At 72.0% G+C, this 26,944-nt stretch carries 27 protein-coding genes; 12 read left to right on the forward strand and 15 right to left on the reverse strand.

The window, feature by feature from the left end; all coding sequences use genetic code 11:
* Nucleotides 1-16 precede the first annotated feature (16 nt).
* Entirely contained in the window at nucleotides 17-430 is a 414-nt protein-coding gene (locus tag AC07EQ_RS10300; protein ID WP_478387699.1) for a phage holin family protein, read from the forward strand.
* Complete coding sequence (locus AC07EQ_RS10305) at nucleotides 427-705, forward strand: hypothetical protein (RefSeq protein WP_478387700.1); 279 nt, start codon at nucleotides 427-429, stop codon at nucleotides 703-705. Before AC07EQ_RS10300 ends, AC07EQ_RS10305 begins: the two co-directional genes overlap by 4 nt.
* Nucleotides 706-712: 7 nt before the next feature.
* Here AC07EQ_RS10305 and AC07EQ_RS10310 read toward each other — a convergent pair whose 3' ends face one another.
* Nucleotides 713-898, reverse strand: coding sequence for a hypothetical protein (locus tag AC07EQ_RS10310; protein ID WP_132480729.1), 186 nt, complete (start codon nucleotides 896-898; stop codon nucleotides 713-715).
* Nucleotides 899-1,066: 168 nt separating this feature from the next.
* Between AC07EQ_RS10310 and dgoD the strand changes: the two genes are divergently transcribed.
* Both dgoD and AC07EQ_RS10320 read left to right on the forward strand, forming a co-directional pair.
* On the forward strand, nucleotides 1,067-2,212 hold the full coding sequence (gene dgoD, locus AC07EQ_RS10315; RefSeq protein WP_478387740.1) for a galactonate dehydratase: 1,146 nt from the start codon (nucleotides 1,067-1,069) through the stop codon (nucleotides 2,210-2,212).
* 277 nt (nucleotides 2,213-2,489) lie between these two features.
* On the forward strand, nucleotides 2,490-2,780 hold the full coding sequence (locus AC07EQ_RS10320) for a hypothetical protein (protein ID WP_478387701.1): 291 nt from the start codon (nucleotides 2,490-2,492) through the stop codon (nucleotides 2,778-2,780).
* 113 nt (nucleotides 2,781-2,893) lie between these two features.
* Here AC07EQ_RS10320 and AC07EQ_RS10325 read toward each other — a convergent pair whose 3' ends face one another.
* From AC07EQ_RS10325 to AC07EQ_RS10340, 4 genes are all read right to left on the reverse strand, one after another.
* Nucleotides 2,894-3,952, reverse strand: a complete 1,059-nt coding sequence (locus AC07EQ_RS10325) for an LLM class flavin-dependent oxidoreductase (RefSeq protein ID WP_478387702.1) — start codon at nucleotides 3,950-3,952, stop codon at nucleotides 2,894-2,896.
* Entirely contained in the window at nucleotides 3,952-4,470 is a 519-nt protein-coding gene (locus AC07EQ_RS10330; protein ID WP_478387703.1) for an SRPBCC family protein, read from the reverse strand. The genes AC07EQ_RS10325 and AC07EQ_RS10330 overlap by 1 nt, the downstream gene beginning before the upstream one ends.
* A gap of 107 nt (nucleotides 4,471-4,577) precedes the next feature.
* A complete protein-coding gene (locus tag AC07EQ_RS10335) occupies nucleotides 4,578-5,075 on the reverse strand; it encodes a winged helix-turn-helix transcriptional regulator (RefSeq protein WP_478387704.1) in 498 nt (165 codons plus the stop codon).
* Between the two features lie 51 nt (nucleotides 5,076-5,126).
* A complete protein-coding gene (locus AC07EQ_RS10340) occupies nucleotides 5,127-6,341 on the reverse strand; it encodes a helix-turn-helix domain-containing protein (RefSeq protein ID WP_478387705.1) in 1,215 nt (404 codons plus the stop codon).
* Nucleotides 6,342-6,696: 355 nt separating this feature from the next.
* Here AC07EQ_RS10340 and AC07EQ_RS10345 point away from each other — a divergent pair, with 355 nt between their 5' ends.
* The 4 genes from AC07EQ_RS10345 to lpdA are packed head-to-tail and all read left to right on the forward strand — an operon-like array spanning nucleotide 6,697 to nucleotide 11,630.
* On the forward strand, nucleotides 6,697-7,662 hold the full coding sequence (locus AC07EQ_RS10345) for a thiamine pyrophosphate-dependent dehydrogenase E1 component subunit alpha (protein WP_478387706.1): 966 nt from the start codon (nucleotides 6,697-6,699) through the stop codon (nucleotides 7,660-7,662).
* Between the two features lie 13 nt (nucleotides 7,663-7,675).
* Nucleotides 7,676-8,707 (forward strand): alpha-ketoacid dehydrogenase subunit beta, encoded by a 1,032-nt coding sequence (locus AC07EQ_RS10350; RefSeq protein ID WP_478387707.1) that lies wholly within the window; start codon nucleotides 7,676-7,678, stop codon nucleotides 8,705-8,707.
* A 2-nt stretch (nucleotides 8,708-8,709) separates the two neighbouring features.
* Nucleotides 8,710-10,227 (forward strand): 2-oxo acid dehydrogenase subunit E2, encoded by a 1,518-nt coding sequence (locus AC07EQ_RS10355; protein ID WP_478387708.1) that lies wholly within the window; start codon nucleotides 8,710-8,712, stop codon nucleotides 10,225-10,227.
* An 8-nt stretch (nucleotides 10,228-10,235) separates the two neighbouring features.
* The gene (lpdA, locus tag AC07EQ_RS10360; RefSeq protein WP_478387709.1) at nucleotides 10,236-11,630 is read left to right on the forward strand and encodes a dihydrolipoyl dehydrogenase; all 1,395 of its coding nucleotides are present in this window, start codon (nucleotides 10,236-10,238) and stop codon (nucleotides 11,628-11,630) included.
* 38 nt (nucleotides 11,631-11,668) lie between these two features.
* On the opposite strand, the gene AC07EQ_RS10365 is transcribed toward lpdA, so the two are convergent.
* The 3 genes from AC07EQ_RS10365 to AC07EQ_RS10375 all read right to left on the reverse strand — a co-directional run bounded on the left by AC07EQ_RS10365 (nucleotide 11,669) and on the right by AC07EQ_RS10375 (nucleotide 15,599).
* Nucleotides 11,669-13,081 (reverse strand): cytochrome P450, encoded by a 1,413-nt coding sequence (locus AC07EQ_RS10365; RefSeq protein ID WP_478387710.1) that lies wholly within the window; start codon nucleotides 13,079-13,081, stop codon nucleotides 11,669-11,671.
* A 196-nt stretch (nucleotides 13,082-13,277) separates the two neighbouring features.
* Nucleotides 13,278-14,897, reverse strand: coding sequence for an amidohydrolase (locus AC07EQ_RS10370; protein ID WP_478387711.1), 1,620 nt, complete (start codon nucleotides 14,895-14,897; stop codon nucleotides 13,278-13,280).
* Between the two features lie 147 nt (nucleotides 14,898-15,044).
* A complete protein-coding gene (locus tag AC07EQ_RS10375; protein WP_478387712.1) occupies nucleotides 15,045-15,599 on the reverse strand; it encodes an FxsA family protein in 555 nt (184 codons plus the stop codon).
* Between the two features lie 121 nt (nucleotides 15,600-15,720).
* Here AC07EQ_RS10375 and AC07EQ_RS10380 point away from each other — a divergent pair, with 121 nt between their 5' ends.
* Entirely contained in the window at nucleotides 15,721-16,797 is a 1,077-nt protein-coding gene (locus tag AC07EQ_RS10380; RefSeq protein WP_478387713.1) for a GDSL-type esterase/lipase family protein, read from the forward strand.
* A 139-nt stretch (nucleotides 16,798-16,936) separates the two neighbouring features.
* Here AC07EQ_RS10380 and AC07EQ_RS10385 read toward each other — a convergent pair whose 3' ends face one another.
* From AC07EQ_RS10385 to AC07EQ_RS10415, 7 genes are all read right to left on the reverse strand, one after another.
* The gene (locus AC07EQ_RS10385; protein WP_358571221.1) at nucleotides 16,937-17,407 is read right to left on the reverse strand and encodes an Lrp/AsnC family transcriptional regulator; all 471 of its coding nucleotides are present in this window, start codon (nucleotides 17,405-17,407) and stop codon (nucleotides 16,937-16,939) included.
* Nucleotides 17,404-18,546 carry a M24 family metallopeptidase gene (locus tag AC07EQ_RS10390; RefSeq protein ID WP_478387714.1) on the reverse strand — a complete coding sequence of 381 codons (1,143 nt, stop codon included), beginning with the start codon at nucleotides 18,544-18,546 and terminating at the stop codon, nucleotides 17,404-17,406. The genes AC07EQ_RS10385 and AC07EQ_RS10390 overlap by 4 nt, the downstream gene beginning before the upstream one ends.
* A gap of 405 nt (nucleotides 18,547-18,951) precedes the next feature.
* A complete protein-coding gene (locus tag AC07EQ_RS10395) occupies nucleotides 18,952-19,224 on the reverse strand; it encodes an HPr family phosphocarrier protein (RefSeq protein WP_478387715.1) in 273 nt (90 codons plus the stop codon).
* An 85-nt stretch (nucleotides 19,225-19,309) separates the two neighbouring features.
* A complete protein-coding gene (locus tag AC07EQ_RS10400; RefSeq protein WP_478387716.1) occupies nucleotides 19,310-20,773 on the reverse strand; it encodes a PTS fructose transporter subunit IIC in 1,464 nt (487 codons plus the stop codon).
* Nucleotides 20,770-21,222, reverse strand: coding sequence for a PTS sugar transporter subunit IIA (locus AC07EQ_RS10405; protein WP_478387717.1), 453 nt, complete (start codon nucleotides 21,220-21,222; stop codon nucleotides 20,770-20,772). The genes AC07EQ_RS10400 and AC07EQ_RS10405 overlap by 4 nt, the downstream gene beginning before the upstream one ends.
* Nucleotides 21,219-22,163: a 1-phosphofructokinase gene (gene pfkB, locus AC07EQ_RS10410; RefSeq protein WP_478387718.1), complete on the reverse strand. Its 945-nt coding sequence runs from the start codon at nucleotides 22,161-22,163 to the stop codon at nucleotides 21,219-21,221. Before pfkB ends, AC07EQ_RS10405 begins: the two co-directional genes overlap by 4 nt.
* Nucleotides 22,160-22,921 carry a DeoR/GlpR family DNA-binding transcription regulator gene (locus AC07EQ_RS10415; RefSeq protein WP_478387719.1) on the reverse strand — a complete coding sequence of 254 codons (762 nt, stop codon included), beginning with the start codon at nucleotides 22,919-22,921 and terminating at the stop codon, nucleotides 22,160-22,162. Before AC07EQ_RS10415 ends, pfkB begins: the two co-directional genes overlap by 4 nt.
* A gap of 110 nt (nucleotides 22,922-23,031) precedes the next feature.
* Here AC07EQ_RS10415 and AC07EQ_RS10420 point away from each other — a divergent pair, with 110 nt between their 5' ends.
* From AC07EQ_RS10420 to AC07EQ_RS10430, 3 genes are all read left to right on the forward strand, one after another.
* Nucleotides 23,032-24,669: a phosphoenolpyruvate--protein phosphotransferase gene (locus tag AC07EQ_RS10420; RefSeq protein ID WP_478387720.1), complete on the forward strand. Its 1,638-nt coding sequence runs from the start codon at nucleotides 23,032-23,034 to the stop codon at nucleotides 24,667-24,669.
* A gap of 258 nt (nucleotides 24,670-24,927) precedes the next feature.
* Nucleotides 24,928-25,767: an NAD(P)H-binding protein gene (locus AC07EQ_RS10425; RefSeq protein ID WP_478387721.1), complete on the forward strand. Its 840-nt coding sequence runs from the start codon at nucleotides 24,928-24,930 to the stop codon at nucleotides 25,765-25,767.
* Between the two features lie 137 nt (nucleotides 25,768-25,904).
* Nucleotides 25,905-26,825 carry a 5'-3' exonuclease gene (locus tag AC07EQ_RS10430; RefSeq protein WP_478387741.1) on the forward strand — a complete coding sequence of 307 codons (921 nt, stop codon included), beginning with the start codon at nucleotides 25,905-25,907 and terminating at the stop codon, nucleotides 26,823-26,825.
* The last annotated feature ends 119 nt before the right edge of the window (nucleotides 26,826-26,944 follow it).

Consider the following 26,944-nt stretch of genomic DNA (forward strand, 5'->3'; position numbering starts at 1 on the left):
TGGAGGACGCCGAACGATGCATACCGAACCCGTGCACGCGCCGGACCTGTCGCAACGATCCACCGCGCGGCTCGTCCGCGACGTCGGCGAGCAGCTCGCGCGCCTGGTCCGCACAGAAGTGCGGCTGGCGCAGATCGAGTTGCGCAGCAAGGGCAAGCAGGCAGGCACGGGGGCGGTGCTGATCAGCGCCGGGGGCGTGCTGGGACTGCTCGGCGGCGCCATGCTCATCGCGACCGTCGTGCTCGTGCTGGACATCGTGCTCCCGGCCTGGCTCGCCGCCCTCATCGTCGCGGTCGCGCTGCTGGCGGTCGCGGGTGTCGCGGCGCTGGTGGGGCGATCGCGGCTGAAGCGCTCTTCGGGCGCGCTGCCGGAATCCCTGGAGTCGATCAAGCAGGACTACCGCGATCTGGGCAAGGCGCTCAAGCGATGACCGGACGTCGCGAGGAGGAGCAGGAGCGCGCCGGGCTCCGGGCCGAGCACGACCTGACCCTCCACGAACTGGGCAACACCCTCGACGAGCTCATGCACCGAGCGGACATCCGCGGCCGGTCGAAACGAGCCCTCAGCGATGCCATCGCATGCGCGGGCGACCGCGCGGCTCGACTGGTGAACGGAACCGCGAAGCCCTTGCTGGCGATCGCACTCGTCGCCGGGGGCGTGATCGCCTACGCGATGACCAGGATGCGCCGCAGGCCGGGGCGGTAGTGCCGGGTCAGATCCGGACGACGTCGGCGGAGACGAGGCCGGTCGTGCCGAGCTGGCGCCGCGGCCGCCGGGTCCCCCACGGGCCGCGGATCGCGATCCGGTCGCTCGGTACCGGGCAGGCGCGGCGGCCTTCGACCGGCCGGTGAAGCACGACGTCGTTGCCGGACGTGGCGTGACTGGGCACAATCCTCACCCCGAGAATGGTGGTTGCGGCTCAAGAACGCAGCGGTCGGACAAGCGCTGCTTTAACCATTGTGCAACACGAGGCCGTTGTGGTAACGCCCGGCCCGCACACCCGACGCCATCAGGTGTTATGGACACGGAGAGCTACCGCGCGCAGCGGTCGCCGGAAGGCGGTTCGATGAAGATCGTTTCGTTGGAGACCTTTTCGGTCGCGCCCCGCTGGCTGTTCCTGGCCGTGCGCACCGACGAGGGCATCACCGGCTGGGGCGAGCCGGTCGTGGAGGGCCGCTCCGCGACCGTCGCCACCGCCGTCGAGGAGCTCTCCGACCACCTCCTCGGCCAGGACCCGTTCCGCATCGAGGACCACTGGCAGGTCATGACCAGGGGCGGCTTCTACCGGGGCGGGCCCATCCTGTCCAGCGCGGTGGCCGGCATCGACCAGGCGCTGTGGGACATCAAGGGCAAGGCGCTCGGCGTGCCCGTCCACGAGCTGCTCGGCGGCGCGGTGCGCGACCGCGTCCGCACCTACTCGTGGATCGCCGGCGACGAGCCGGACCGGGTCGCCGACCACGCCCGGGAACGCATGCAGGAGGGCTTCGACGCGGTCAAGATGAACGGCACCGGCAGGGTGCGCGCGCTGGAGTCCAAGGCCGAGCTCGACCTCCTGGTGGGGCGCGTCGCCGCGGTGCGGGAGGCGATCGGCGACCGCGCCGACATCGCCATCGACTTCCACGGCCGGGTCTCCCCCGCGCTCGCCCGCGAGGCCTGCCGGCTGCTGGAACCGCTGCACCCGCTGTTCGTGGAAGAACCGATCGTGCCGGAGCTGACCGCCGACTTCGGGCGGATCTGCGCGTCCACCACCGTGCCGATCGCCACCGGGGAGCGGCTTTACTCGCGGTGGGACTTCCGCGACGTGCTCGGCTCGGGCATCGCGGTCGCGCAGCCGGACCTGTCGCACGCGGGCGGGATCTCCGAGGTCCGCCGGATCGCGGCGATGGCGGAGGCGCACGGCGTGTCCCTGGCCCCGCACTGCCCGCTGGGGCCGATCGCGTTCGCGGCATCGCTGCAGATCGACTTCGCCTGCCCGAACGCGCTGATCCAGGAGACCAGCCTCGGCATCCACTACAACACCGGCTCGGACCTGCTGGACTACCTCGTCGACGCGAGCGTCTTCGACTTCCACGACAGCCACGTCGACCGGCTCACCGGACCGGGCCTGGGCATCGAGGTCGACGAGGCGGCGGTGCGCCGAGCCGCGGAAATCGGGCAGCGCTGGCGAAATCCGGTGTGGCGCAACGAAGACGGCTCCCTGGCGGAGTGGTGATCGACCCGCACGGCGAGCCCTTTCCATTGCCGCAGAATCCGAAAAGCCGAATCATCCTCAGTGGACTGAACAACTCGCTCGCCCCGGAACGCGGATGGTCACAATGCCCCGACCGCGCCCTTTTCAGCGTCTGGGGGACACCGCACGCAGCCCGAACGGGGCACGATCGACCACAGCCCGATACACGGCGGCCGGGGGTGACACACATTGGGGGCGCAGGCCCTGCTGGACACCCGGATGCAAGGCAAGTTCCCAGTCGCACGACCCCTTCCAAGCAATGAGGAGATTGAGAATGCGCACCACCGCCAAGCTCGCCCTTGCCGCCGCCGCATCCACCGGCCTCCTGCTGGGCGCCCAGGGTCTCGCCAGCGCCGACGAGAACCCCCTCTGGCAGCAGCCCCAGCAGCAGCAACAGCAGCAGCAGCCGTCGCAGCAACAGCAGCAGCCGCAGCAGCAGGGGAACGCCTGGAACGACAACAACCAGGGCTCCGGTTGGGGCGCCCAGAACGACGCCCAGCAGGACATCAGCCCGTCGGCTTGGGCGCTTTGGGGTGCCTGGGGGCAGTGACCTCGGCGTGATCACGACCTGATTCGCACCGGAAAACCTTCGAGGGGCGCCGCGCACCGGCGCCCCTCGAAGGCTGTCGCGGGAAGAACGCGCTTGCTCGGCCGAAATCGTTGTCAGGCGGCCGATTCCACCTCGCGGACCAGGTCGATCGCGCGGCCCAGCGTGGTCAGTCGTTCGTCGAGCGTTTCGCCCGCCGGGTAGAGCCGGACGGTGTCCACGCCGGCGTCCTGCCAGACGCGCAGCCGGTCGCGGACCATCTCCTCGGTGCCGATCAGCGTCGTGCCGAGCACCATCTCGTCGGTGACCAGCGCCGCCGCGCCGTCGCGGTCACCGGCCTGCCACCGCCCCCGGACCTGCGCCGCCACCTCGGCCCAGCCCTGGCGGCTGTAGGCGTTGTTGTAGAAGTTCGTGCTGGACGAGCCCATCCCGCCCAGGGAAAAGGCCAGCTTCTTCTTGCGGTCGGCCAGCATCCCGCGCAGTTCGCCCGCGTCGGCGGCGAAGGCGACCTCCGCGCCCTGGCAGACGTCGAGATCGGCCCGGGTCCGCCCGGCCTCGGCCAGGCCCGCGTCCAGGTGCGCGAAATACGCCTCGGCCGCGCCTTCGGGCACGAAGCTGGTGCCCAGCCAGCCGTCGGCGATCCTGCCGGTCAGCCGGAGCATCCCGGGCGACAGCGTCGCCAGGTAGACCGGGATGTCGTGCTCGGCCCGCGCCGACAGGCGCATCGGCTTCGCATCGCCGTCGGGCAGCGGGATCTGGAACCGGCTGCCGGAGAAGGAGATCTTCTCGCCGGAAAGCGCCGCCCGGACGACCTCCACGGTCTCGCGCATCCTGGCCATCGGCTTCGCGAACGGCACCCCGTGCAAGCCCTCGATCACCTGCGGACCCGACGGCCCCAGGCCCAGCAGGAACCGGCCCTCCGACAGCTGCGACAGGGTGATCGCCGCCTGCGCGATGGCCACCGGCGTCCGGGTGCCGAGCTGGATGATCCCCGAGCCGAGCAGCAGGCGTTCGGTGCAGGCCGCCAGGTAGCCCAGCGTCGACGGCGCGTCGGATCCCCATGCCTCGGCGACCCAGACGATGTCCAGGCCGAGCTTCTCCGCCTCCACCGCGAACTCGACCGGCTCCGACCAGTCGGCGCCACCGGAGGCCTCGATCGACGTGGCCGTGCGCATCAGGCGTCCACCTCGCTCTCGGCGAGTTCCTTGATCGCGGCGAGGTTCGCGGCGATGGCGGCCTCGAACTCCCGCAGCCGCACGAAGACGATCTTCTGCTCCTTCTCCGGCATCCGGTCGATCGCCGGCGACAGCCCGGAGCGACCGGGGCCGAGCCGCATCCACTGCCGCAGCACTGCACCGCCGTCGGCGGGCTCGACGGTGAACCGCCAGGTCGCGCTCGGGGTGTCCGGATCCGTCACGGCCCAGGCGAAGACCCGCACCGGCTCGAACTCGACGATGTAGGAGGTCGTCGACCACTCCCCGAGCGCGTCGTGCGCGTTGTGGCCGACGAACCTGGCGCCCAGCGCCGGGCCGGTCGCCCCGTCCACCCACTCCACCGACCGCAACTCCGAGCTCAGCCGAGGCATCAGCTCGATGTCGGACACCAGCTCCCACACCCGGTCCGGCGGTGCGTCGATCCGCGTCCGCAGCTCCACCGTCGGTCCGTCCGCATACCTCGCGCCCGTCCACTCCACCGGCCGACCTCCTCGTCACTTCGCCTCATTCAGGGGCAATGACCACGAGAGTTGCTTAACGAGACTGGCATGTCAAGGGTCGCGAGCGCGCAACCCGGCGACTCGGTTCAGCGCGCGAACCGGCGCTGGACGTCCGGCCGTTCGGCGAGCTTGGGCGGATATCCCGGCCCCAGCCGCTTGCTCGTCTCCGCGGACTTCAACTGCTCGCCGCACGCCGAGCACACCACTTCGGCGTGGCAGTCGTGGCCGCAGCGGTCGTGGTGCATGGTCACCGGCGGGCCTTCCTCGCCCGCGAGCCACTTGTCGCCCCACCGCGACATCGCGGCGAGGACGCCGAAGAAATCGCGCCCCTTCTCGGTCAGCACGTAGTCGTAGCGCACCGGGAAGCTGTCGTACTGCCGCTTCTCCAGCAGCCCTTCGTCCACCAGCCGCCGCAACCGCTCCGAGAGCGTGTTCCGGGCGATGCCCAGTTCCTGCTGGAACTCGTCGAACCGCTTGATCCCGTAGAACGCCTCGCGCAGCACCAGCGGAGTCCACCAGTCACCCAGCAGATCCATCGTCCGCGCGATCGAGCACGGCCAGCGTGCGAAGGAGGTGCGCTTCATGCCGGCGAGACTACAAGTCCCACGACGCAACCCACCTGCTGAGCGTGCCGGTCAGCGAAGCGCGGTCACGTCCAGCTCCGCCAGGAAGCGGTACGGCCGGTGGTCCAGGAGATCGCCGAACCTCTTGCGCAGCCGGGACATCTCCGCGCGCACCGTGATCGTCCGCGTCCGGTCGGCGAACAGCTGCTCAGCGAGCTCGGCGGCGCTCCGGCCCGCCCGGTTCTCCGCCAGGTCGAGCAGGATCTGCGCGTGGCGCCCGCTGAGCGGATACGTCCAGTTCCCGGAGCTGCGGTGCACGGTCAGGGCAGCCCGGCCCGGCCGGCGCACGTCGACCACGACGCGGGCCACCGATGTCGCGTCCGGCGCGCACGGCCGCAGCAGGATGCCCTCCGGCAGTGGTTCGAACGAGCAGACGCCGAACGCCGGCAGCCACACCTCCTGCGAGTCCAGGCGATCCGGCAGCGCGATGCGGCCCAGCGGCGGCAGCCCGGTCGAGGCGGCCACCCAGCCGTTCGGGTCGACCGCCAGGGCCTGCCCGTCGATCTTCGCCAGCAGCGGCGCGGCCACGGCGCGCAGCCGGTCCAGGCGGGTGCGGTGCGCATCGCGCAACTTCGCCTCCGCCAGCCCGGCCACCGCGCGGACCAGCGCCAACGTGCTCGGGTGCACGGTGTCGGCGGGTCCGCTGACGTCCACCGCGCCGAGCAGCCGCCCGTCGCGCGGGTCGCGGATCGGGGCGGCCGCGCAGGTCCACGCGTGGTGGCTGCGCACGTAGTGCTCGGCCGAGTGGACCTGCACCGGGACGCCCTCGACCAGGGCCGTGCCGATGGCGTTCGTGCCCACCGCGTTCTCCAGCCAGCACGCGCCCTCGACGAACCCGAGGCGGTCGGCCCGGCGGAACACGCCAGGATGCCCGTCCCGCCACAGGACCCTTCCCTCGACGTCGACGATGACCACGATGTGCCCGGCGCTTTCGGCCACCGGGACCAGCCCGCCGCGCAGCGCCAGCAGCGCGTCATCGGTGATGCCGCAAGTGGCGCGGCGCCGCTCGACCTCGCCTGCGGACACCGGCCGGCTGTCGGCGCCGTGGTCCGGATTCACGCCCTGGTTGCGCGCGCGGCGCCAGGACTCGACGATCAGCTGCCGCGGCCGCGCCGCCGGGCGGCGGCCGCCGATGACCGCATCGTGGGCGCGGGCGACCGCGTGGGCGTACTGCCGCGGATCGGCGCCCACCGGGAGCGCGGCCTCGTCGAGGCGATGGGTCCGCATGGCCAACTCCTGTCGCTCGGCGCAACAACGCTGTCGCGCCCGCATCACGTCGCCACAGGAGACGACCGGACCGGGCGGGTGCGCAAGGGTTGCACAGGGTTGCATCCCTCGTCGAGGCCCCGAACCCGCGTGCGGTCGAGACGATCTTCGATCCACAGAGGACGTGACCCGGCGAGGAGATCGTTGCCACGGTTCGATATCCCGCATTGCAACCCGCTGCAACGCTGTTCCGCGCTTCCGAGATCCGCTTATGTTCGCAGCCCAAGGGCCACGGCGGGTCCGCGCGATCCGATCGGGCGGGCCACCCGCCCGGTCCTCGCGTCACCAGACCACCAGCACGCGGAAGAGGAGCGAGATGGCCTTGAACGAGCAAGAGCTGCTGCGCGCTTATCGAAGGATGTCCGAGATCCGCGCGTTCGAGGACCGCCTGCACGAGGAGAACGCCACCGGCGACATCCCCGGGTTCATCCACCTGTACTCCGGGCAGGAGGCGATCGCCGTGGGCGTGTGCGAGAACCTGCGGGACACCGACTACATCGGCTCCACGCACCGCGGCCACGGGCACTGCATCGCCAAGGGCTGCGACATCCGCGGGATGATGGCGGAGATCTTCGGCAAGGACGACGGCCTGTGCCACGGCAAGGGCGGATCGATGCACATCGCCGACCTGTCGGTCGGCATGCTCGGCGCCAACGCGATCGTCGGCGGCGCGCCGTCGCTGGCGATCGGGGCCGCGCTGAGTGCCAAGACGTTGCGCAACGGCGGCATCGCCGCGTCGTTCACCGGCGACGGCGGCTCGAACCAGGGCACCGCCTTCGAGGCCATGAACATGGCCGTGGTGCTGCGGCTGCCGATCATCTTCGTCATCGAGAACAACGGGTTCGGCGAGGCCACCGGCACCGACTACGCGGTGGGCGCGCCGGACATCGCCGCCCGTGCGGCGGCGTTCGGCATGCCCGCGGTGAAGGTCGACGGCACCGACTTCTTCGAGGTGCACGAGGCCGCCCGCCAGGCCGCCGAGCGGGCCCGCGACGGCGGCGGGCCGACCACCATCGAGGCCCGGGCGAACCGGTTCTGGGGCCACTTCGAGGGCGACGCGCAGCTGTACCGGACGCCGGAGCAGGTCGCGGAGCTGCGCCGGACGCGGGATCCGCTGCAGAACTTCCGCGACAAAGCGGACCCGAAGAAGGTCACCGCGACGGAGCTCGACGCCATCGACGAGCAGTCCCGGGAGCTCGTCGGCGACGCCGTCGCCCGGGCCCGCGCCGCCGCGTACCCGCCGATCGAGAACCTGCTCACCGACGTCTACGTCTCGTACTGAAAGGCCGGCAACGATGACCACGTCGAAGAAGACGTACCGCGAGGCCGTGAAGGACGCCCTCTGCCAGGAGATGGAGCGCGACGAAACCGTCGTGCAGATCGGCGAGGACCTGCGCGGCGGCCACGCCGGCACCAACCCGGACCTGGAGACCAAGAAGATCGAAGCGTTCGGCGGCGTCCTCGGCGTCACCAAGGGCCTGTGGACCCAGTTCGGATCCGAGCGCGTCATCGACACGCCGATCACGGAGTCCGCGATCATCGGCATGGCCGCCGGGGCAGCGCTGACCGGCCTGCGGCCCGTGGCGGAGCTGATGTTCATGGACTTCTTCGGGGTCTGCTACGACGCGCTCTACAACCAGGCGGCCAAGTTCCGGTACATGTTCGGCGGCAAGGCCCGCACACCGATGGTGATGCGCGGCATGATCGGCGCCGGGTTCTCCGCGGCCGCCCAGCACTCGCAGTCGCCGTACAACGTGTTCGCCGCCGTGCCCGGCCTGAAGGTCGTGGCGCCGTCGAACGCCTACGACGCCAAGGGATTGCTGGTCCAGGCCATCCGCGACGACGACCCGGTGGTGTTCTGCGAGCACAAGACCCTCTACGACACGACGGCCGAGGTGCCGGACGAGCCCTACGCGATCCCGTTCGGGGTGGCCAACTACACCCGGCAGGGCACGGACGTGACGGTGATCGCCCTGTCCGCCATGGTCAACGCCGCCAACGACGCGGCCGACCGGCTGGCCGCGGAAGGCATCTCGGTCGAGGTCGTCGACCCGCGCACCGTCTCACCGCTGGACGAGGAGGGCATCCTCGAATCGGTGGCCGCCACCGGCCGGGTGGTCGTCGTGGACGAGTCGGCGGCGCGCTGCGGTTTCGGCCACGACGTGGCGGCGCTCATCGCGACCAAGGCGTTCGACTCTCTGCGGGCTCCTGTCGAGCTGGTGACGCCGCCGCACACGCCGGTTCCCTTCTCCCCCAAGCTGGAGAAGGCCTGGTTGCCGGATACGGCCCGCATCGAAACCGCGATCCGCAGGCTGGTGGCGAGCTGATCATGAGCGACATCAACGTGATCGAAGTGCCGAAGTGGGGCCTCTCCATGGAGGAGGGCACCATCACGAAGTGGCTGGTCGACGAGGGCGCCGGGTTCCGCAAGGGCGACCCCATCTGCGAGGTGGAGACCAGCAAGATCACCAACGAGATGGAGGCGCCCTTCGACGGCGTGCTGCGCCGGATCCTCGCGAAGCCGGGCGAGACGCTCCCGGTGGGAGCCGCGATGGCGGTGTCGGCGGACGCCGACGTCCCGGACTCGGCGATCGAGGAGTTCCTGGCGGCGAAGGGATCTCCTGCGGCGGAAACCGCTGCGGCGAAGGATGTTCCGCCAGCCGCAGCACCAGCCGCAGCACCGGTCATGGTGCCGGCTGCAGCACCGGCTTCGGCACCGGCTGCCGCCGCATCGCCGCCCGGTGCGACGGTCGTCCCGGCGTCGCTTGCGGGCTCGACGAGCGGCGACGTCTTCGCGACGCCGCGCGCGCTCAAGCTCGCGACGGAACTCCAGGTCGACCTCGGCAAGGTACCCGGCACCGGCCGCACCGGACGGGTTTCGGTCGCCGACATCCACGACGCCATCCGCGCGGCAGGCGGCGCAGTCGCCGAACCTCCGGCACCGCAGCGCAACGGCACTCCAGCACGGTCCACGCAGGACGACCGCGACGTCAACGCCACGCCGGTGGCGCGGCGGCTCGCGGCTAGCCTTGGCATCAACCTGCACGACTGCCGGGCCACCGGCGCGCGCGGCCGGGTGTGCGTCGCGGACGTCCGCGAGGCGGAGCGGAAGTTCCTTCCCACGGCCGGACCCGAGGTCCGCGAAACGGCGGCGACACCGGAATTCGAGACCATGCCGCTCGATTCGATGCGCCGGGCCATCGGCCGACGGCTGCAGGCCTCGAAGCAGAACTCCCCGCACTTCCGGCTGACCGCAGACCTGGAGATCGACGCCCTGCTCGCCCTCCGGAAGCAGATCAACGCCACGGTGCCGGCGGTCAAGCTCTCGGTGAACGACTTCGTCGTCAAGGCGTGCGCGGCCGCCCTGCGCAAGGTCCCCGACGTCAACGTCCAGTTCGACGAGGAATCCCAGGCGGTGCTGCGGTATTCGGCCGCCGACATCTCCGTCGCGGTGGCGCTGCCCTCGGGCCTCATCACGCCCATCGTGCGCGGGGCCGACACCAAGTCCCTGGCCGAGATCTCCGGCGAGGTGCACTCCCTGGTGACCAAGGCCAAGAGCGGCCGGCTCAAGCCCGAAGAGTTCCAGGGCGGCACCTTCACGGTCTCCAACCTGGGCATGTTCGGGGTGCGCGAGTTCGACGCGATCATCAACCCCCCGCAGGCGGCGATCCTCGCGGTCGGTTCCGGCGAGCAGCGCCCGTTCGTCGACGATGGACAGATCGTTCCGCGGACGGTGCTGACTGTGACGCTTTCCTGCGACCACCGCGTGATCGACGGCGCCCTCGGCGCGACGTTCCTGCGGGAGCTCAAGCGCTTCGTCGAATCACCGGCCCTGATGTTGGTCTAGGAGGAACGATGAGCGAGAAGTACGACGTGCTCGTCATCGGCGGCGGGCCCGGCGGCTACGTCGCGGCCATCCGCGCCGCCCAGCTCGGGCTGCGCACCGCCGTCGTCGAACGGGACCGGCTCGGTGGCATCTGCCTGAACTGGGGATGTATCCCGACGAAGGCGCTGCTGCACGGCGCGGACGTCGCCCACACGCTGGCGAACCTGCGGCCGCTGGGCTTCAGCGCGAGCGGCGTGGAGTTCGAGATGGCGCAGCTGGTGGCGTTCAGCCGCTCGGTTTCCGACCGCCTCGCCGGCGGCGTCGAATACCTGATGCGCAAGAACGGCGTGGACGTCTTCACCGGGTCCGCCCGGTTGGCAGGCAAGGGCGTCGTCGAGGTCACAGGGGAGCAGGTGACGACGCTGCGCGCCGATCACGTGATCCTGGCGACCGGCGCGCGACCCCGCTCGCTGCCCGGTGTGGTGCCCGACGGGGACCGGGTCTGGACGTATTTCGAGGCGCTGGTCCCCGCCGAGGTGCCGAAGTCCTTGCTGGTCATCGGATCCGGCGCGATCGGGGTCGAATTCGCCAGCCTCTACAACGATCTCGGCAGCGAGGTGACGCTCGTCGAGATGGCGCCGCAGGTCATGCCCGCCGAGGACACCGCGGTCGCCGAGCACGTGCGCAAGAAGTTCGAGAAGCGCGACATCCGGGTGCACACCGGCGCATCGGTGTCCGAGGTCGCCGCGGCGGCCGATCACGTGACCGCGACGCTGAACCTCGCCGACGGCACGGCGCAGCGGCTCACCGCCGAGCGCGTCCTGGTCGCGGCGGGCGTCGAGGGCAACGTGGCCGGGCTCGGGCTCGAAGAGCTCGGGGTCGAGGTGGAAAGCGGATTCGTCCGCACCGACCAGTGGTGCCGGACCAACGTGTTCGGCGTCTACGCGATCGGGGACGTGGCGGGCGCGCCGTGCCTCGCCCACAAGGCGAGCCACGAAGGCGTGGTGTGCGTCGAGCGGCTCGCCGGGGTCGAGCACGTGAAACCGCTGGATCCGAGCCACATTCCCGGTTGCACCTACGCGCGGCCGCAGGTCGCCCGCCTCGGCCTGACCGAAGCGCAGGCTCGGGTGTCCGGGCGGCCGTTGCGGATCGGCCGGTTCGACCTGCAAGCATCCGGCAAGGCGATGGCCATCGGCGAGGCGGACGGCTTCGTCAAGACCATCTTCGACGCCGCGACCGGCGAGCTGCTGGGCGCGCACCTGGTCGGCCCGGACGTCACGGAACTGGTCCAGGGCTTCGGGATCGCACGTTCCCTGGAGGCCACTGCCGATGATCTCGCCGAGGTCGTCTTCGCGCACCCGACCCTGTCGGAGGCAGTGCACGAATCGGTTCTGGCGGCCCTGGGCAGGCCGCTGAACGCATGACCGCTTCCGCGGGGCCCGGCGAACCCGGGCCTCGCGGATCACGAGATGCGTTGCAGGCGGATCGGCAGGCCGTCGGTCGGCATCGGGCCGGTCCCGTAGCGCATCCGCGGCTCGTAACCGGCCGGGACGGTCCACCGGAACCGCAGCAGCAGCTGGTGCATGATCGCCTTGAGCTCCATGCCGCCGAAGTGCATCCCGATGCACTTGTGCACGCCGCCGCCGAACGGCGCCCACGCGTAGCGGTGCACCTTGTCCTCCCGGCGGTGCCCGGCGAAGCGCTCGGGATCGAACTCGTCCGGCGCGGGCCACCACTGCGGCATCCGCTGCGTCGCGTACAGCTGGGCGACCACCCTGGTGCCCGCCGGGATGTAGTGGCCGAGGATCTCGGTGTCCGCGACCGCCTGCCGGAACAGCCCGCCCACCGGGGCGTTGAGCCGCATGACCTCCTTCAGCACCATGTCCAGCAGCGGAAGCCCGTCCGGATCGGGCCGGTCGATGGCCGGCTTCCCCAGCGCGCGGGCCTCGGCGCGAAGCCGCTCCTGCCACTCGGGATGCCTGCCGAGGTAGTAGGCCGCCATCGCGAGCGTGATCGTGCTGGTGTCGTGCGCCGCCATCAGCACGAAGATCATGTGGTTGACGACGTCGTCGTCGGAGTACCGCTCGCCGTCGTCGGTCTCGGCCCGGCACAGCACGCTGAACAGGTCGCTGCCCGTGCCCGCGCGCTTGGCGGGGATGCGCTCCCGGAAGTAGTCCTCCAGCAGCCGCCGCCCGCGCAGCCCGCGCGCCCAGGTGCCACCCGGCACGCCGGCGCGCACGATCGCCTGACCGCCGTGCACGGCCGCCACGAACGCCTCTGCGGTCCGGTCCGCTTCGGCGCCGGGGCGTTCGCCGACGAACACCTCGGTGGCCAGGTCCAGCGTGAGCCGCTTCGCCGCGGTGTACACCGGGAACCGGTCGCCCGGCCGCCACCGCGCCAGGCCGCGCCCGATGGCCGGCGTCATCGCGCCGAGGTAGTCGGCGAGGCGTTCGCGGGTGAACGCCTGCTGCATGATCCGGCGGTGGTGCAGGTGCTCCTCGAAGTCCATGAGCATGACGCCGCGGCGGAAGAACGGGCCGATCAGGTAGTCGTAGAAACCCTCGTTGCCGAACGCCTTCTCGCGGTTGGCCGCCACGATCTCGACCGCGTCCGGCCCCATCACGGTGACGACCTCGGTGCCGAGCATCCCGCCCCACGACACCGGCCCGAACTCCGCGTAGCGGCGGCGCGAGGCCTCCAGCAGATCGGTCAGGACGCTGATGGTGTGCCCGATGACGGGCAACCCGTAGTCGCCGAGCACCGGCTTCAGCCCCGAGCCGGGCGGCGGCGCGGCGAGCGGCCGGACCGGGGACGCGAGCCGTTCGGTGCGGGAAATAGCGGACTGCAGCTGCCTTTTGAGCGCATGGGCGATCACCGGCGCACCTCCCGACGGCGCGGAGCACCTCCATTCCACGGAAGCACAACACCGCCGGAAACCTCATCGGCCACCAGCCCGAACCCGCTACGCCGAACGGCCCGCGCGCCGGGAGCCACGGCTCGGGATCAGGTGGCGATTTCGCGCGAAATCGCCGCTCTCCGAGCCCACGGCGAGGCACGTGCGCCTCGCGCGATCAGACGAGTTCGTCGTCCTCGGAGGTCCGGGTGTAGATGGTTTCGCCGCGCAGGACCGTGCGCAGGCAGCGCGGCTGCGGCGCGCCCGGGGAGAGGTCGGGCAGGCCCGGCACTCCCGCTCGCGGATCGGTGGACCACCGCTGCACGCGCGAATCCGGCGCCGCCACAACGAGTTCCCCGGCATCCCACACCGCGTAGGTCGCGGGCGCGCCGGGCAGCAACGTGCCCGTGATGCCGTCGTCGACGCCGGCGGCCCGCCAGCCGCCCCGGGTGTGCGCCGTGAACGCCGCCCGCGGCGAGATGCCGAAACCGGCGGTGCGATGGTGCACCGCCGCCTGCACCGCGCGCCACGGATCGACCGGCGTCACCGGCGCGTCCGAGCCGAACGCCAGCAGCACGCCGTTGGCGGCGAGCTTCGAGAACGGGTTGAGCCGGGTGCCGCGCTCGACGCCGAGGCGCCGCGCGTACATGTCGCCGGGACCGCCCCAAGCGGCGTCGAAGGACGGCTGGACGGACGCCACGACGCCGAACCTGCCCAGTTCCGCGGCCTGCTGCTCGTCGACCATCTCCAGGTGTTCCAGCCGGTGGCGCAGGCTCGCCAGCGCGGGCGCGCCCACGATCTCCGCCGCCTTGCGGAAACCGTCGCAGACCTCGGCCACCCCGGCGTCGCCGATCACGTGGAACCCGGCCTGGATCCCGGCCCGCGTGCACTCCACCAGGTGCTCGGCCACCGCGTGCGCGTCGAGGTAGAGCACGCCCGCCGTCGTCCGGTCGTCCGCGTAGGGCTCGCGCAGCGCCGCGGTGCGCGAACCGACCGCGCCGTCGACGAACAGGTCACCGGCCAGGCCGCGGACGCCGAGCTCGCGGGCCCGCTCCACGGCGCCCAGCTCGCCCCAGTAGCCGACGACCTCGGGCACCCCGCCCTGCGCGGAAAGCGCCAGCAGGTCGGCCAGGTCATCGGCCCCGGAGATGTCCGGCCCGCCGCATTCGTGCACGCACGCAACGCCCTGCGAGGCCGCGTGCTGCAGGAAGGCCAGCTGCGCTTCCTTGCGCTGCACGGCACCGAGAGCCTCCCGCGCGGCGCGGCGCACGTGGTGGTGCGCAACGCGCGTCAACGGACCGTGCTCGCTCCAGCCTTCGGCATCGCGGGTCAGCGGCGCCCGGTCCACCAGCGTCGTGGACACCAGGGCGGAGTGCACGTCTATCCGGGACAGGTACACCGGCGCGCCCGCCGCGGCGCGGTCGATCTCGTCGCGGGTCGGGGGCCGTCGCTCCGGCCACCACGTCTCGTCCCAGCCGTGGCCCCACACCAGCGTGCCCGGGTACTCGGCGACGTGATCCCGCAGTGCGTGCAGGAATTCCGTCAGCGACGCGCACCCGGTCAGGTCGAGGCCGTTGAGCAGCAGGCCGGTGGAGGTCGCGTGCACGTGCGCGTCGACGAAGGCAGGCGCCACGAACGCGCCTTCGAGGTCGATGACCTCGGCGTCGGGATGCAGCGCACGGCCGACCTCGTCGGCGCCGACCCACGCGATGGTGCCATCGGTCACGGCCATCGCGGTGGCACCGGCGTCGGCGGGCGAGTGGATCCGCCCGCCGAGCAACAACGTGGTCTCGGACATGTCCTTCGTGCTTCCCCGTTCCGGGTTTCCAACTGCGCAGGTCGAGATCGGCGAAGCGGGTCGTCGCACGCCCCCGGCGAACCCGGCCGCGATCGTTCTGGCGAGCTTACCCGCCGCCCGGGACCCGCCGACGGCACGCCGACCCGATCACCTGCGCGGGCTGCCGTCCGGCCGTTCTGCCTGCGCAGATCGTTGTGGCGGCAGCAACTCCGGCCCGGTCGCGGTCGGCTCGTCGTCCTCGGTGACCGACACCACCTCGCCGTCGATGACGTCCTCGCCGGGCGCGGTCGCGCCCTGCCTGCGGTAGGCCTGCTGGGTGTGCAGCCACATCTGGTCCTGCATCGCCTTCGACCGCCGCTCCGCCGCGCGCAGCATCCGGTTGCGCAGCAGGGCGCGGGTCGGCGGGAACAGGCACAGCAGCCCGGCGATGTCGCTGATGAAACCGGGCATGATGATCAGGATCCCGGCGGCGGCGATGAGCACGCCGTCGGAGAGCTCCTTCTCCGGGGGCCTGCGCTGGCGCGCGGCTTCGCGGAACTCCTGCAGGGTGCGGCGGCCCTGCCAGCGCACCAGCCAGGTCCCGAGCACGGCGGCGGCGATCAGCAGGCCAACGGTGGGCAGCACCCCGATGGCCTGGCCGATGGCGACCAGCACGGCGATTTCGACCACACAGGCGACGAGGAGAAGAACGAGGATCGGCACGGCGCGGAGACCTCCTGTCGGTGGCAGTCACCAGGTTCAACGAACGAGGCCCCGCAAATGCTCCCAAAACCCGCAGAGGTGATGAACGCCCCCGGTCCTCGGCCCCATAGACTTCCACCTGATGCGGGCGCACAAGTCGAAAGCAACAATCCTCCTGCTGGTCAGCACCGTGCTGGCCCTCGCGGTGTTGACCAGCGACCAGTACCTGCCCGGACTGCCGCTGCAACCCAAGCAGCTCCCGGCCGCGGTCGTGACCCTCGGCGACAGCACGCTGTCCGGCGAGGGCGGCGGCCGGTACGAGGCGGGGACCAACGGCGAGCGGGATAACTGGTGCCACCGGTCGGCGGCCGCGCCGGTCAACCAGCTCCAGCTCCCGCCGGAGGTGACCCGCATCAACCTGGCCTGCTCCGGCGCGCGGACCGACCTGGTCGGCGCGGACCCGGAACCCGGCCACGCCGAAGGCTCCCAGTCCCGAAGGCTGGCGGATTTGGCGCAGCAGTACCGGATCACGGACGTCGTGGTGCAGATCGGCGCCAACGACGACCCGGGCTTCACCGACGTCGTCAACCAGTGCGTGGAGGCCTGGGTGCGGCAGGCGCCGGAGGGGTGCGCGGCGTCGATGCGCACCGCGTGGCCGCAGCGGGTGGAGCGGATGAAGCCGAAGGTGCTGGGCGCGCTGAACGACATCCGAGCGGCGATGGACAGCGCCGGCTACACGCCGAGCAGCTACTCGCTGATCGTGCAGTCCTACGCCTCGCCGGTGGGCCCCGGCGTCAAGCCCGAGCTGCAGGACCTGTCCGGCTGCCCGTTCCTGACCGGTGACCTGGAGTGGATCCGGGACACCGGGGTGCCGCAGCTGTCCGCCGGCCTGCAAGACGTCGCGCGGCAGGCGAACGCCCGGTTCCTGGACCTATCGCGGGCGGGCATCGGGCACGAGGCGTGCACGGGCAACCCGAGGACCGCGGACGGCGAGTGGTTCACGAGGCTGACGGTCGACTGGGCGAGCCTGCAGGACGAACAGCGCGCGGCGCACGCGATGCAGGAATCCTTCCACGCCAACGCCGCCGGGCACGCCCAGCTGGGCCGCTGCCTCGGCGAATTCATGGCCGCGGAAGACCCGGCGGCGCTGTGCTTACCGGACGAGCGCGGCAACCTCCGCGCGATCCCGGAGCACGCCGCCGCCCAAGCCCACCCCTGATCCCGGCCCGGGTCGGCCCGGCCCGATTTTAGGCAAAATCGGGAAGCCACCAAGGCACTGATGTCCAGGACCGCGATGGGAAACGCCCAATTTTAGGCAAAATCGGGCGCTCCCACTCGACCTTTCGGGTTCGTGGCCGTCAGATCGCCGGGGGGCGGTGCTCGAACGGGGTCGACAGGACCACCGTCGTCCGGGTCGACACCTTCGCGGCCTCCCGGATCTGCCGCAGCAGTTCTTCCAGCCCCAGCGGCGAGGTCACCCGCACCTGCAGGATGTAGGACTCGTCGCCCGCCACCGAGTAGCACGACTCGATCTCCGGCAGGTGCTCCAGGCGCTGCGGGTAGTCGTCCGGCGCGGCCGGGTCGATCGGCGTCAGCGAGATGAACGCGGTCAGCGGCAACCCGATCTGGTCACCGTCCACTTTGGCCGTGTAGCCCTGCAGGGCGCCGCGCTGCTCCAGCCGGCGAACCCGTTGGTGCACCGCGGAAACGCTCAGCCCGACGCGCTCGGCCAAGTCGGTGAAGCTGCACCGGCCGTCCCGCGCCAGCTCGCGCAGGATGGCGCGGTCGGTGGCCTCCAGCCCGCCCGGGGTTGCGGATCTTTCGCTCACGCCGGCAGCACCACCAACTCGTGCGGCTGGTTGTTCACGCTCTCCACGCCGTCCTCGGTGACGATGACGATGTCCTCGATACGCGCGCCCCAGCGACCCGGCAGGTAGATGCCCGGCTCGACGCTGAAGGCGATGCCCGGCTCCAGCGGCGCGGCGTTGCCGCCGACGATGTAGGGCTCCTCGTGCACGTCCAGGCCGATGCCGTGCCCGGTGCGGTGCACGAAGTACTCGCCGAACCCGGCGGCGGCGATCGGCTCGCGGGCCGCGGCGTCGATCGACTCGGCGGTCGCGCCCGGCCGCACCGCCTCGACGGCGGCGCGCTGCGCGGCCTCCAGCACGGCGTAGGTCTCGCGGACGTCCGCCTGGGCGGGCTCGCCCACGCTGTAGGTGCGGGTGCAGTCGGAGTTGTAGCCCTCCGCGATCGGGCCGCCGATGTCGACGACGACCACGTCGCCGCGCTCGATCACCCGGTCCGACACGTCGTGGTGCGGGCTGGCGCCGTTCGGCCCCGAGCCGACGATGACGAACGCCACCTCGGTGTGGCCCTCTTCGATGATCGCGGCGGAGATGTCCGCCCCGACCTCGGCCTCGGTCCGGCCCGCCTTGAGGAACTCCGCCATCCGGGCGTGCACCCGGTCGATGGCGGCCCCGGCCTTGCGCAGCGCCTCGATCTCGGCGGCGTCCTTGCGCATCCGGAGCTCGCGCAGCACGGCCCCGGCCAGCACCTGCTCGGCGTCGGGCAGGGCGGCGCGCAGCGGGATGGTGTGCAGCGCGGGCATCACGTCGGCGACGGCCAGCCGGGACGGCGCGCCGCCGCGACGGGCCAGGTCGGCCACCATCGCATGCGGGTCCTGACCGTCGATCCAGGTCACGACCTCGATGCCGAGCTCCGCCAGCGGGATGCCGGCGAAGCCGGGCTCCTCCAGCTTCGGCACGACCAGCGCGGGCCGGCCGTCGGCCGGGAGCACCAGGCAGGTCAGCCGCTCGTGCGACTCACCGCCCGCGCCGAGGAGGTAGCGCAGATCGGAACCGGGCGAGATCAGCAGCGCGTCGAGTTTCGCCGCGGCTGCGGTTTCGGCGGCCTTGGTGAGGCGGGCCGCGAGCACGGATGGATCCTGCTTGATCGAGACGGTGGCCATAGCTCCCAAGCCTAATCCCGGGGCGGCGACCCGACGCCCGGCCGGTCCAGTTCACGCCACCGGCGGGAGCCCCGGCCGATCGGCGCCCGGCACGTCAGTCCCCAGTTTCAATGAGGTTTTTCCAACTCGTTTTGGGTGGCGGTGCGGTAGCGGAACCTCAGCGTTCGCCTGGACTGTGGGTGCCCCTCTGATGTATGCCAATACACGGCGGAGGGGCCGTCCTCGCCAGGCGAACGCTGAGAACCCGCGGCGGTGCCGGTGCCGTAGGTGGGCTATGCGCCTGCGGCGCATGCGACACCTCATCGACGTGCGGCTTTGCGGTCCGCGGCTGCGGGCCGACCAGGATTAAGAAGGCTCAATTGAAACTGGCACGAAACGGGGTCGTGAGCGGCGGAAGCCGGCGCCTCAGGCCGGGGCCTTGTCCAGGTCCTGTTCGAGCAGGGCGACGAGCTCGTCCAGGGCTGTCTCGTCGCCCGAGAGCTCGACTTCCTCGCCGTGCTGGGCGCCCAGCGACATCAGGCCGAGCATGCTGCTCGCGTCGACCGGGTCACCGGCCACGCCGTCGACGACCTTGGCGATCGTGACGGGCGTGGCCTGCGCCGCCGCGGCCTTGGCGAGCAGCGCGGCGGGACGGGCGTGCAGGCCGACCGAGGCGGCGATGCGGACTCGACGTTGCATTGCGGTTCCTCTCCGGATCCGGGGTTGGTTCGCGGTCGTGAGCGGAAATGGCTGCTATGGCGACCAAAACCGCTCACGACAGGGGTCAGGCCGGGACGGCGGACGCGGCCTCGGGAGCGGGTTCTTCGGCGTCCCGGCGGCCGAGCTGCTTGGCGAAAAGCACCGCCGCCGCCGCGACCACGACGCCGATGACGATCGCGGCCAGGTACATCAGCGGATTGCCCACCAGCGGCGTCACGAAGATCCCGCCGTGCGGGGCGCGCAGCGTGGCGCCGAAGGTCATCGACAGCGCGCCCGTGGTCGCCGAGCCGAGCACGATGGACGGGATCACCCGCAGCGGGTCGCCCGCCGCGAACGGGATCGCGCCCTCGGTGATGAACGACGCGCCGAGCAGCCAGGCGGCGCGGCCGCTGGCCCGCTCGGCCGGGCTGAACAGCTTGCCGCGCACCGCCGAGGCAAGGGCCAGCGACAGCGGCGGGACCATGCCCGCGGCCATCACGGCGGCCATGATCTCCAGCGACGCCGTCGTGCCGATGCTCAGGCCGCCGACGGCGAAGGTGTAGGCGACCTTGTTGATCGGCCCGCCCATGTCGAAGGCGATCATCGCGCCGAGCAGGGCGCCCAGCAGCGCCGCGTTGGCGCCGGACAGGCCGGTGAGCCAGCCGGTGAGCGCCGTCATGGCCAGCGCGATCGGCTTGCCGAGCACCACGAACATCAGCCCGCCGACCACCAGCGAGCCCAGCAGCGGCAACACCACCACCGGCATGATCCCGGCGATCCCGCGCGGCACCTTCACCTGCTTCAGCCCGGCGATCACGGCACCGGCCAGCAGGCCGGCGACGAGGCCGCCGAGGAAGCCCGCGCCGACGGTCACGGCCACCGCGCCGCCGACGAAGCCGGGGGCGATCGCGGGCCGGTCGGCGATGGCGAAGGCGATGAACCCGGCCAGCACCGGCACCAGGAACTCGAACGCCGTCGTGCCGATCTGGTTCGCCAGCGCCGCCCAGCTGAGCAGGCTCGCCGGGTCGAAGACCTCGGTGACCGGCGGCGCGTCGGTGATCTGGTAGCCGCCGAGCGCGAAGCTCAGCGCGATCAGCAGACCGCCGGCGGCCACGAACGGGATCATGTAGCTCACGCCGGTCATCAGCCACTGCCGCAGCCGGGTGCCGAAACCGGCGCCCGCGACGACCTTGCTGGCCAGTTCCGGCTCGGCGGCAGCGGCTTCCGGCTCGGCGGCCGGTTCCTGCTGTGCGGCGTCGGCGGCCTGGGTCAGCAGGCCCGCCGCGTCGTTGATGGCCTGCTTCACGGAGACCTCGACGACCGGCTTGCCCGCGAAGCGCTCCCGGTCCCGGACCCCCACGTCGGCGGCGAAGATCACCGCGTCGGCCGCGGCGATGTCCGCCGCCGCCAGCGGCGTCGAGCCCGCCGAGCCCTGGGTCTCGACCAGCATCTCGTCCCCGGCGGCCTTGGCGGCCTGCTCCAGGGCCTCGGCCGCCATGTAGGTGTGCGCGATGCCGGTCGGGCAGGCGGTGACGGCTACGTACTTCACGGCGCGACCTCCTCGCGCACGTACTTCGCGAGCTCGGCCGCGTCGGTGGCGTCCAGCAGCGTCTGCTTGAACTCGGCGCGCACCAGGCGCCGGGCCAGCGCGGCGAGCACGGTCATGTGGTCGGAGCCGCCGCCTTCCGGCGCGGCGATGAGGAAGATCAGCTTCGCCGGGCCGTCTTCGGCGCCGAAGTCGACGCCGGCGGCGCTGCGGCCGAAGGCCAGCGTCGGCGCGGTCACCGCCGACGAGCGGCAGTGCGGGATGCCGATGCCGCCCTCCAGCCCGGTCGGCATCTGCTGTTCGCGGGCTTCGATGTCGGTCAGGAACCGGTCGATGTCCGTGACGCGGCCGGCGGCGACGAGCCGCTCGGCGAGGTCGCGCACGACGGCCCGCCGGTCGGTGCCCGCCAGGTCCAGTTCGACGAGGTCCGAGGTGATCAGTTCAGTAGTCATGCCGCCACTCCGCTGAGGCTCACTGTCTTGTCCACTGCATCCATCCGCACCCGCAGCGGGTGGACGTCGTCCGGCCCGGGCATCCGGCTGCCCGCCAGCCCGACCGCCGCCGTCCCGTAGGCGACGGCGGTGCGCAGGGCGACCGGCCCGATGCCGCCCGCCCGCAGGAATCCGGCGAGCATCGCGTCGCCCGCGCCGACGGTGCTGCGCACCTCGGTCGCGGTGCTCGTGGCATGCCAGGTGCCGGTCTCCGCGACCAGCACCGCACCCAGCTGCCCGAGGCTCACCAGCACGGTCGCCACGCCGCCGGCCCGCAGCCGGTGCGCGACGTCCAGCACGTCGCCGAGGTCGCGCAGCGGGCCACCGGCCAGCTCCTCGAGTTCGACGAGATTGGGTTTGACCAGGTCAGGCGCGGCCTGACAGGCCAGTTCGAGGGGATGTCCCGAGGTGTCGACGGCGACTCGCGCCCCGGCGCCGCGCGCGGCGGCGGCGATCCGGGCGTGCAGGTCGTCCGGGCAACCGGCGGGCAGGCTGCCGCAGGTCACCACCCAGTCCGCCCGGCCGGCCTGCTCGGCGGCGGCGCGCTCCAGCGCCCCGACCTCGGCCGGCGTGAGTTCCGGGCCGGGCTCGTTGAACTTGCTCGTGGTGCCGTCGGCTTCCACCACCGCGATGTTGCTGCGGGTCGGGGCCTGCATCGGCACCTCCACCACCGGCACCGCCTCCGGCGCCAGCAGCTCGGCCAGCTGCGCGCCCACCGCGCCGCCGGAGGGCAGCACGGCCAGCGTCGGCACCTCCGCCGCGGCCAGCGCGCGGGCCACGTTCACGCCCTTGCCGCCCGGGTCCAGGCGCGTCCGGAGGGTGCGGTGCACCGCACCGGGCACCAGCCGGTCCACCTGGACCGTGCGGTCCAGGCTCGGGTTCGGCGTCACGGTCACGATCACGCCAGCACCACTTCCGCTTCGATCTGCTTCAGCTCGTCGAGCGCCGCCTCGTCGAGGCCCTCGTCGGTCACCACGACGTCGATCTCGGACAGCTCGGCGAACCGGCTGAACTGGTCGTCGCCGTACTTGCTGTGGTCGGCCAGCAGCACCCGCTTGCGGCAGGCGCGCACCATCGCCGCCTTGACCGCGGATTCCGCCGGATGCGGGGTGGTGCAGCCGCGGGCGGCCGAGAAGCCGTTGGTGCCGAAGAAGCCGACGTCGATGGTCAGGCCGCGCAGCACGTCGAGCGCCCAGGACTCCACCGTCGCCAGCGTGGTGCCGCGGATCCGGCCGCCGAGCAGGTGCAGGTTGTAGTTGTTGCGGGTGGCGAGCTGGTTGGCCACCGGCAGCGAGTTGGTGACGACGGTGAGCTCGCGGTCGGCGGGCAGCAGGCCGGCCAGCCGCGCGGTCGTGGTGCCCGCGTCGAACAGCACCGTGCCGCGGCTGGGCACGCGGTCCAGCGCCGCCCGCGCGATGCGTTCCTTCTCCCCCGCGTTGGTCTGGTCGCGCAGCGAGACGCCGGGTTCGAAGTCGAGCCGCTCGACCGGGATCGCGCCGCCGTAGACGCGCCGCACCATGCCTTGGCGTTCGAGCGCGGCGAGGTCGCGACGAATGGTCTCGGGTGCCACCTCGAACTCGGCCGCCGCGGCCGTGACGTCGATGCGCCCGTCGCGTCGTGCCCGCTGCGCCAGGAGCTGCTGGCGCTCCGCCCCGTACATGCCCGTTGTCCTCCGGTTAATGTTTGGTGTTGCCTGATTGTGCCTCTTGTTGCCATATTGTCAAGGCTTCGAGAACGCGAGGGAAACCTCCAGCACGATGGGAGTGGCCGATGTCCACGCTGCAGGGGGTCGGGGTCAGCCCCGGCGAGGCGGCAGGCCCGGTCCTGTGGGTTCATGACCGGTTGCCCGATCCGGCGCCCGGTCCGGCGCCTGCCGATCCGGCGGCCGAGGCGGCGCGGATCCGCCCGGCCGCAGAAGCGGTGGCGCAGCGACTGCTCGCCCGGTCGGAGGCCGCGACGGGCGAAGCGCGGGCGGTGCTGGAGATGACCGCCGCGATGGCCGCCGACCCGGCGCTGCTCGGCAACGCCGAGAAGGCGGTCGCGCAGCGGGGCCTGCCCGCGCCGCGCGCGGTGTTCGAGGCGGCCGGGGAGTTCGCGGAGCTGCTGGCGGCCTCCGGCGGATACCTCGCCGAGCGGGTGCGGGACGTGCACGACGTCCGCGACCGGCTGGTCGCCGAGCTCACCGGCACCGCCCCGCCGGGCGTGCCCGAGCTGACCGGTCCGGCGGTGCTGGTGGCCCGCGATCTGGCCCCGGCCGACACCGCCGATCTCGATCCCGGCCTCGTGCTGGCACTGGTGACCGAGGAGGGCGGCCCGACCAGCCACACCGCGATTCTTTCGCGGGCACTGGGAATTCCGGCCGTGGTCGCCGTGCGCGGCGTGCTCGCGGTGACGGCGGCGGGGGCGCGCGTGGACGGCGCGGCGGGCACCGTCGACTTGTTGGAGCACGCCGTCGCGCCCCAGTCGGCCGACCGCGCCGGCAAGCGGTGGAACGGCTCCGGCAGCACCGCCGACGGGCACCTGGTCAAGCTCCTGGCCAACATCGGTTCCGCCGCCGACGCCCGGGCCGGCGCCGAGGCGGGCGCCGAAGGATCGGGCCTGTTCCGCACCGAGTTCTGCTTCCTGGACGCCGCGGTCGAACCCGACGCCGAAACCCAGCGGCAGGCGTACGCCGCCGCGCTGCGGCCGTTCGCGGGCAAGCCGGTCGTGGTTCGCACCCTGGACGCCGGGGCGGACAAACCCTTGCCGTTCCTCGACATCGCCGGCGAACCCAACCCCGCGCTCGGGGTGCGGGGCCTCCGGGTCGCCTTCGACCGGCCCGAGCTGCTGGACCGGCAGCTCACCGCCATCGTCGCCGCGGCCGCCGAAACCGGGGCGGTGGTGTCGGTGATGGCGCCGATGGTCGCGACCGCGGGCGAGGCGGCGTGGTTCGCCGAGCGCGCCCGGGGCGCGGGCGTCGAGCGGGTCGGCGTCATGGTCGAAACGCCCGCCGCCGCGCTCTGCGCCGACGAGATCCTGGACGTCGTGGACTTCGTCAGCATCGGAACCAACGACCTGGCGCAGTACACGTGCGCGGCGGACCGCATGACCGGCGCGCTGGCCGCCTTGAACGACCCGTGGCAGCCGGCGTTGTTGCGCCTGATCGCCGGGCTCGGCCGGGCGGGCCGGGAGCGCGGCAAGCCGGTCGGCGTGTGCGGCGAAGCGGCGGCGGACCCGCTGCTGGCCGGCGTGCTGGTCGGCCTCGGCGTCAGCAGCTTGTCGATGACGGCCGCAGCGCTGGCGACCGTGGGCGCCACGCTGGCCGAACGCAGCCTGCCCGACTGGCAGGAGGCCGCCCGGCAGGCCGTCGCGGCACCGGGCCCGGCCGAGGCGCGTAGCCGGGCCGGCCGCAGCCTCGAACGGGGCTGACGGTTTGCGGTGAACGGCCTGTTCACGCCATTAGACGGCACGAACAGGCCGTTCACTCCAGCTCGATGCCCCATTTCCGCTCCAATTCACTTGACAAAGACGAATAGCACTATCCGATCGAATAGATATTGTCACAGAGCAGCAATTCCGGGATCTGTCAAATTTCCCCCATTGGCGATTCGTGGTGTAGTTTGCGTGCGCCACCGAGAAGTGGATTCTATTTGTGCCGAACGGGCACGCAAACCACGTGGAGCAGCCATGACCTTTCTGGTGACCGGTGCGACCGGCAGCGTCGGCAGGCACGTCGTCGAGCACCTGCGCGGCGCGGGCGAACGGGTGCGGATCATGACCAGGAATCCCGGCACCGCAGGGTTTTCCCCGGATGTGGAGGTGGTCCGCGGGGACCTCGGTGAGCCGGGGACGCTGGCGGCGGCGCTGGACGGCGTCGAGCGCGCGTACCTCTTCCCGCACGACGGCGCGGCGGATTTCGCGGAATTGGCGAAAAGCGCCGGAGTGCGGCGGATAGTCGTGCTGTCGTCGGCGTCCGCGGCGGCGGAGAACAAGCGCGCGCACAACGCCGATAGCCACACCTGGCACCGCGCGGTCGAACGCGCGGTGGAGGATTCCGGCATCGAATGCACCGCTGTCCGGCCGGGCGCATTCGCGGGCAACTCGCTGATCTGGGCGGGCGCCATCCAGGCGGGGACCGCGGTCCGCTCGGCGCACGGCGGCGCCACGCAGGCGCCGGTCCACGAGGCCGACATCGCCGCGGTGGCCGCGACCGCGCTGCTCGAAGACGGCCACGCCGGCGCGAAGTACGAGCTCAGCGGCCCGGCCGCGATCTCCATCGCCGACCAGGTGCGCACCATCGGCGAGGCGATCGGCCGGGACATCCCGTTCGAGGCGGTGACCGCCGAGCAGGAACGCGCGGAGCTGGCCGAGTTCATGCCCGAGGACGTGGTCGACATGCTGCTCGGCTACTGGGCCGAGTCGGTCGACCGCCCGGACCCGGTCCTGCCGACCGTCGAGCAGGTCACCGGCCGCCCGGCCCGCACCTTCGCGCAGTGGGCGGCCGACCACGCCGCCGACTTCCGCTGATCCCGCGCGTTGCCGGGTGCCGTCCTGGCCCCTTTGGCGACGGAGGTGCGCGCGCACATCCGCGGGTCGCACCCGGCAGGTCGCGCACATCCGCCGACGACGACGTGACAAGCTGGGCCACTGTGACTGGTCCCCTGATGCTCGTCGATTCGGCCGGGTTGTGGTTCCGCTCGTACTACGCCCTGCCGGACTCGCTGACCGCGCCCGACGGCACGCCGGTGAACTCGGTGCGCGGATTCTGCGACATGCTCGCCAAGCTGATCACCGACCGGCGCCCGTCCCGGCTGGTGGCCTGCCTGGACAACGACTGGCGGCCGCAGTTCCGGGTCGACGCCCTGCCGTCCTACAAGGCGCACCGCGTCGCCGAGGACGATCCCGGCGCCGAAGAGGTCCCGGATTCGCTGTCCCCGCAGGTCCCGGTGATCCTCGAAGTGCTCGACGCGGCGGGCATCGCCACCGCCGAGGCGGAGGGCTACGAGGCCGACGACGTCATCGGCGCGCTCGCCGATCGCGAGGAGAAGGACGCGGTGGAGGTCGTCACCGGCGACCGGGACCTGTTCCAGCTGGTGCGCGACCGGCCCACCTCGGTGCGGGTGATCTACGTCGGCGCGGGTCTGGCGAAGGCGCAGGACTACGGTCCCGCGGAGCTCGCCGAGAAGTACGCCCTGTCGGCCGGCCGAGCGGGGGACGACTACGCGGAAATGGCGGTGCTGCGCGGAGATCCGTCGGACGGGCTGCCCGGGGTGGCGGGCATCGGCGAGAAGACGGCGGCGAAGCTGATCACCCAGTTCGGCTCGCTCGAAGCGCTGCTGGCGGCGGCCGACGGCGGCGACTCCCGCCTGACGCCGCGAGTCCGCGGCAAGCTCGCGGACGCCGCCGACTACCTCGCGGCGGCCCCGTCGGTGGTCCGGGTGGCGCGCGACGCCCCGGTGGTCGTGGACCGCGCGGACGACGCGCTCCCCCAGCCCCCTGCGGACACCGACCGGCTGCGCGCGCTCCAGCAGACCTGGGGCCTGGGCGCGAGCATCGACCGTCTCATCGCCGCGCTCACCGCATAGGTTCAACGACCGAAGGGCGCCTTCCCCTTGCACAGCAGGGAGAAGACGCCCTTCGCCATCTTGAGTCCACTGTGGAGTTCTGCCGGAGGTGCCGCTCGAACTCGATCGGGTCGTGCGCG

Source organism: Saccharopolyspora sp. NPDC045839 (genome assembly GCF_056431645.1).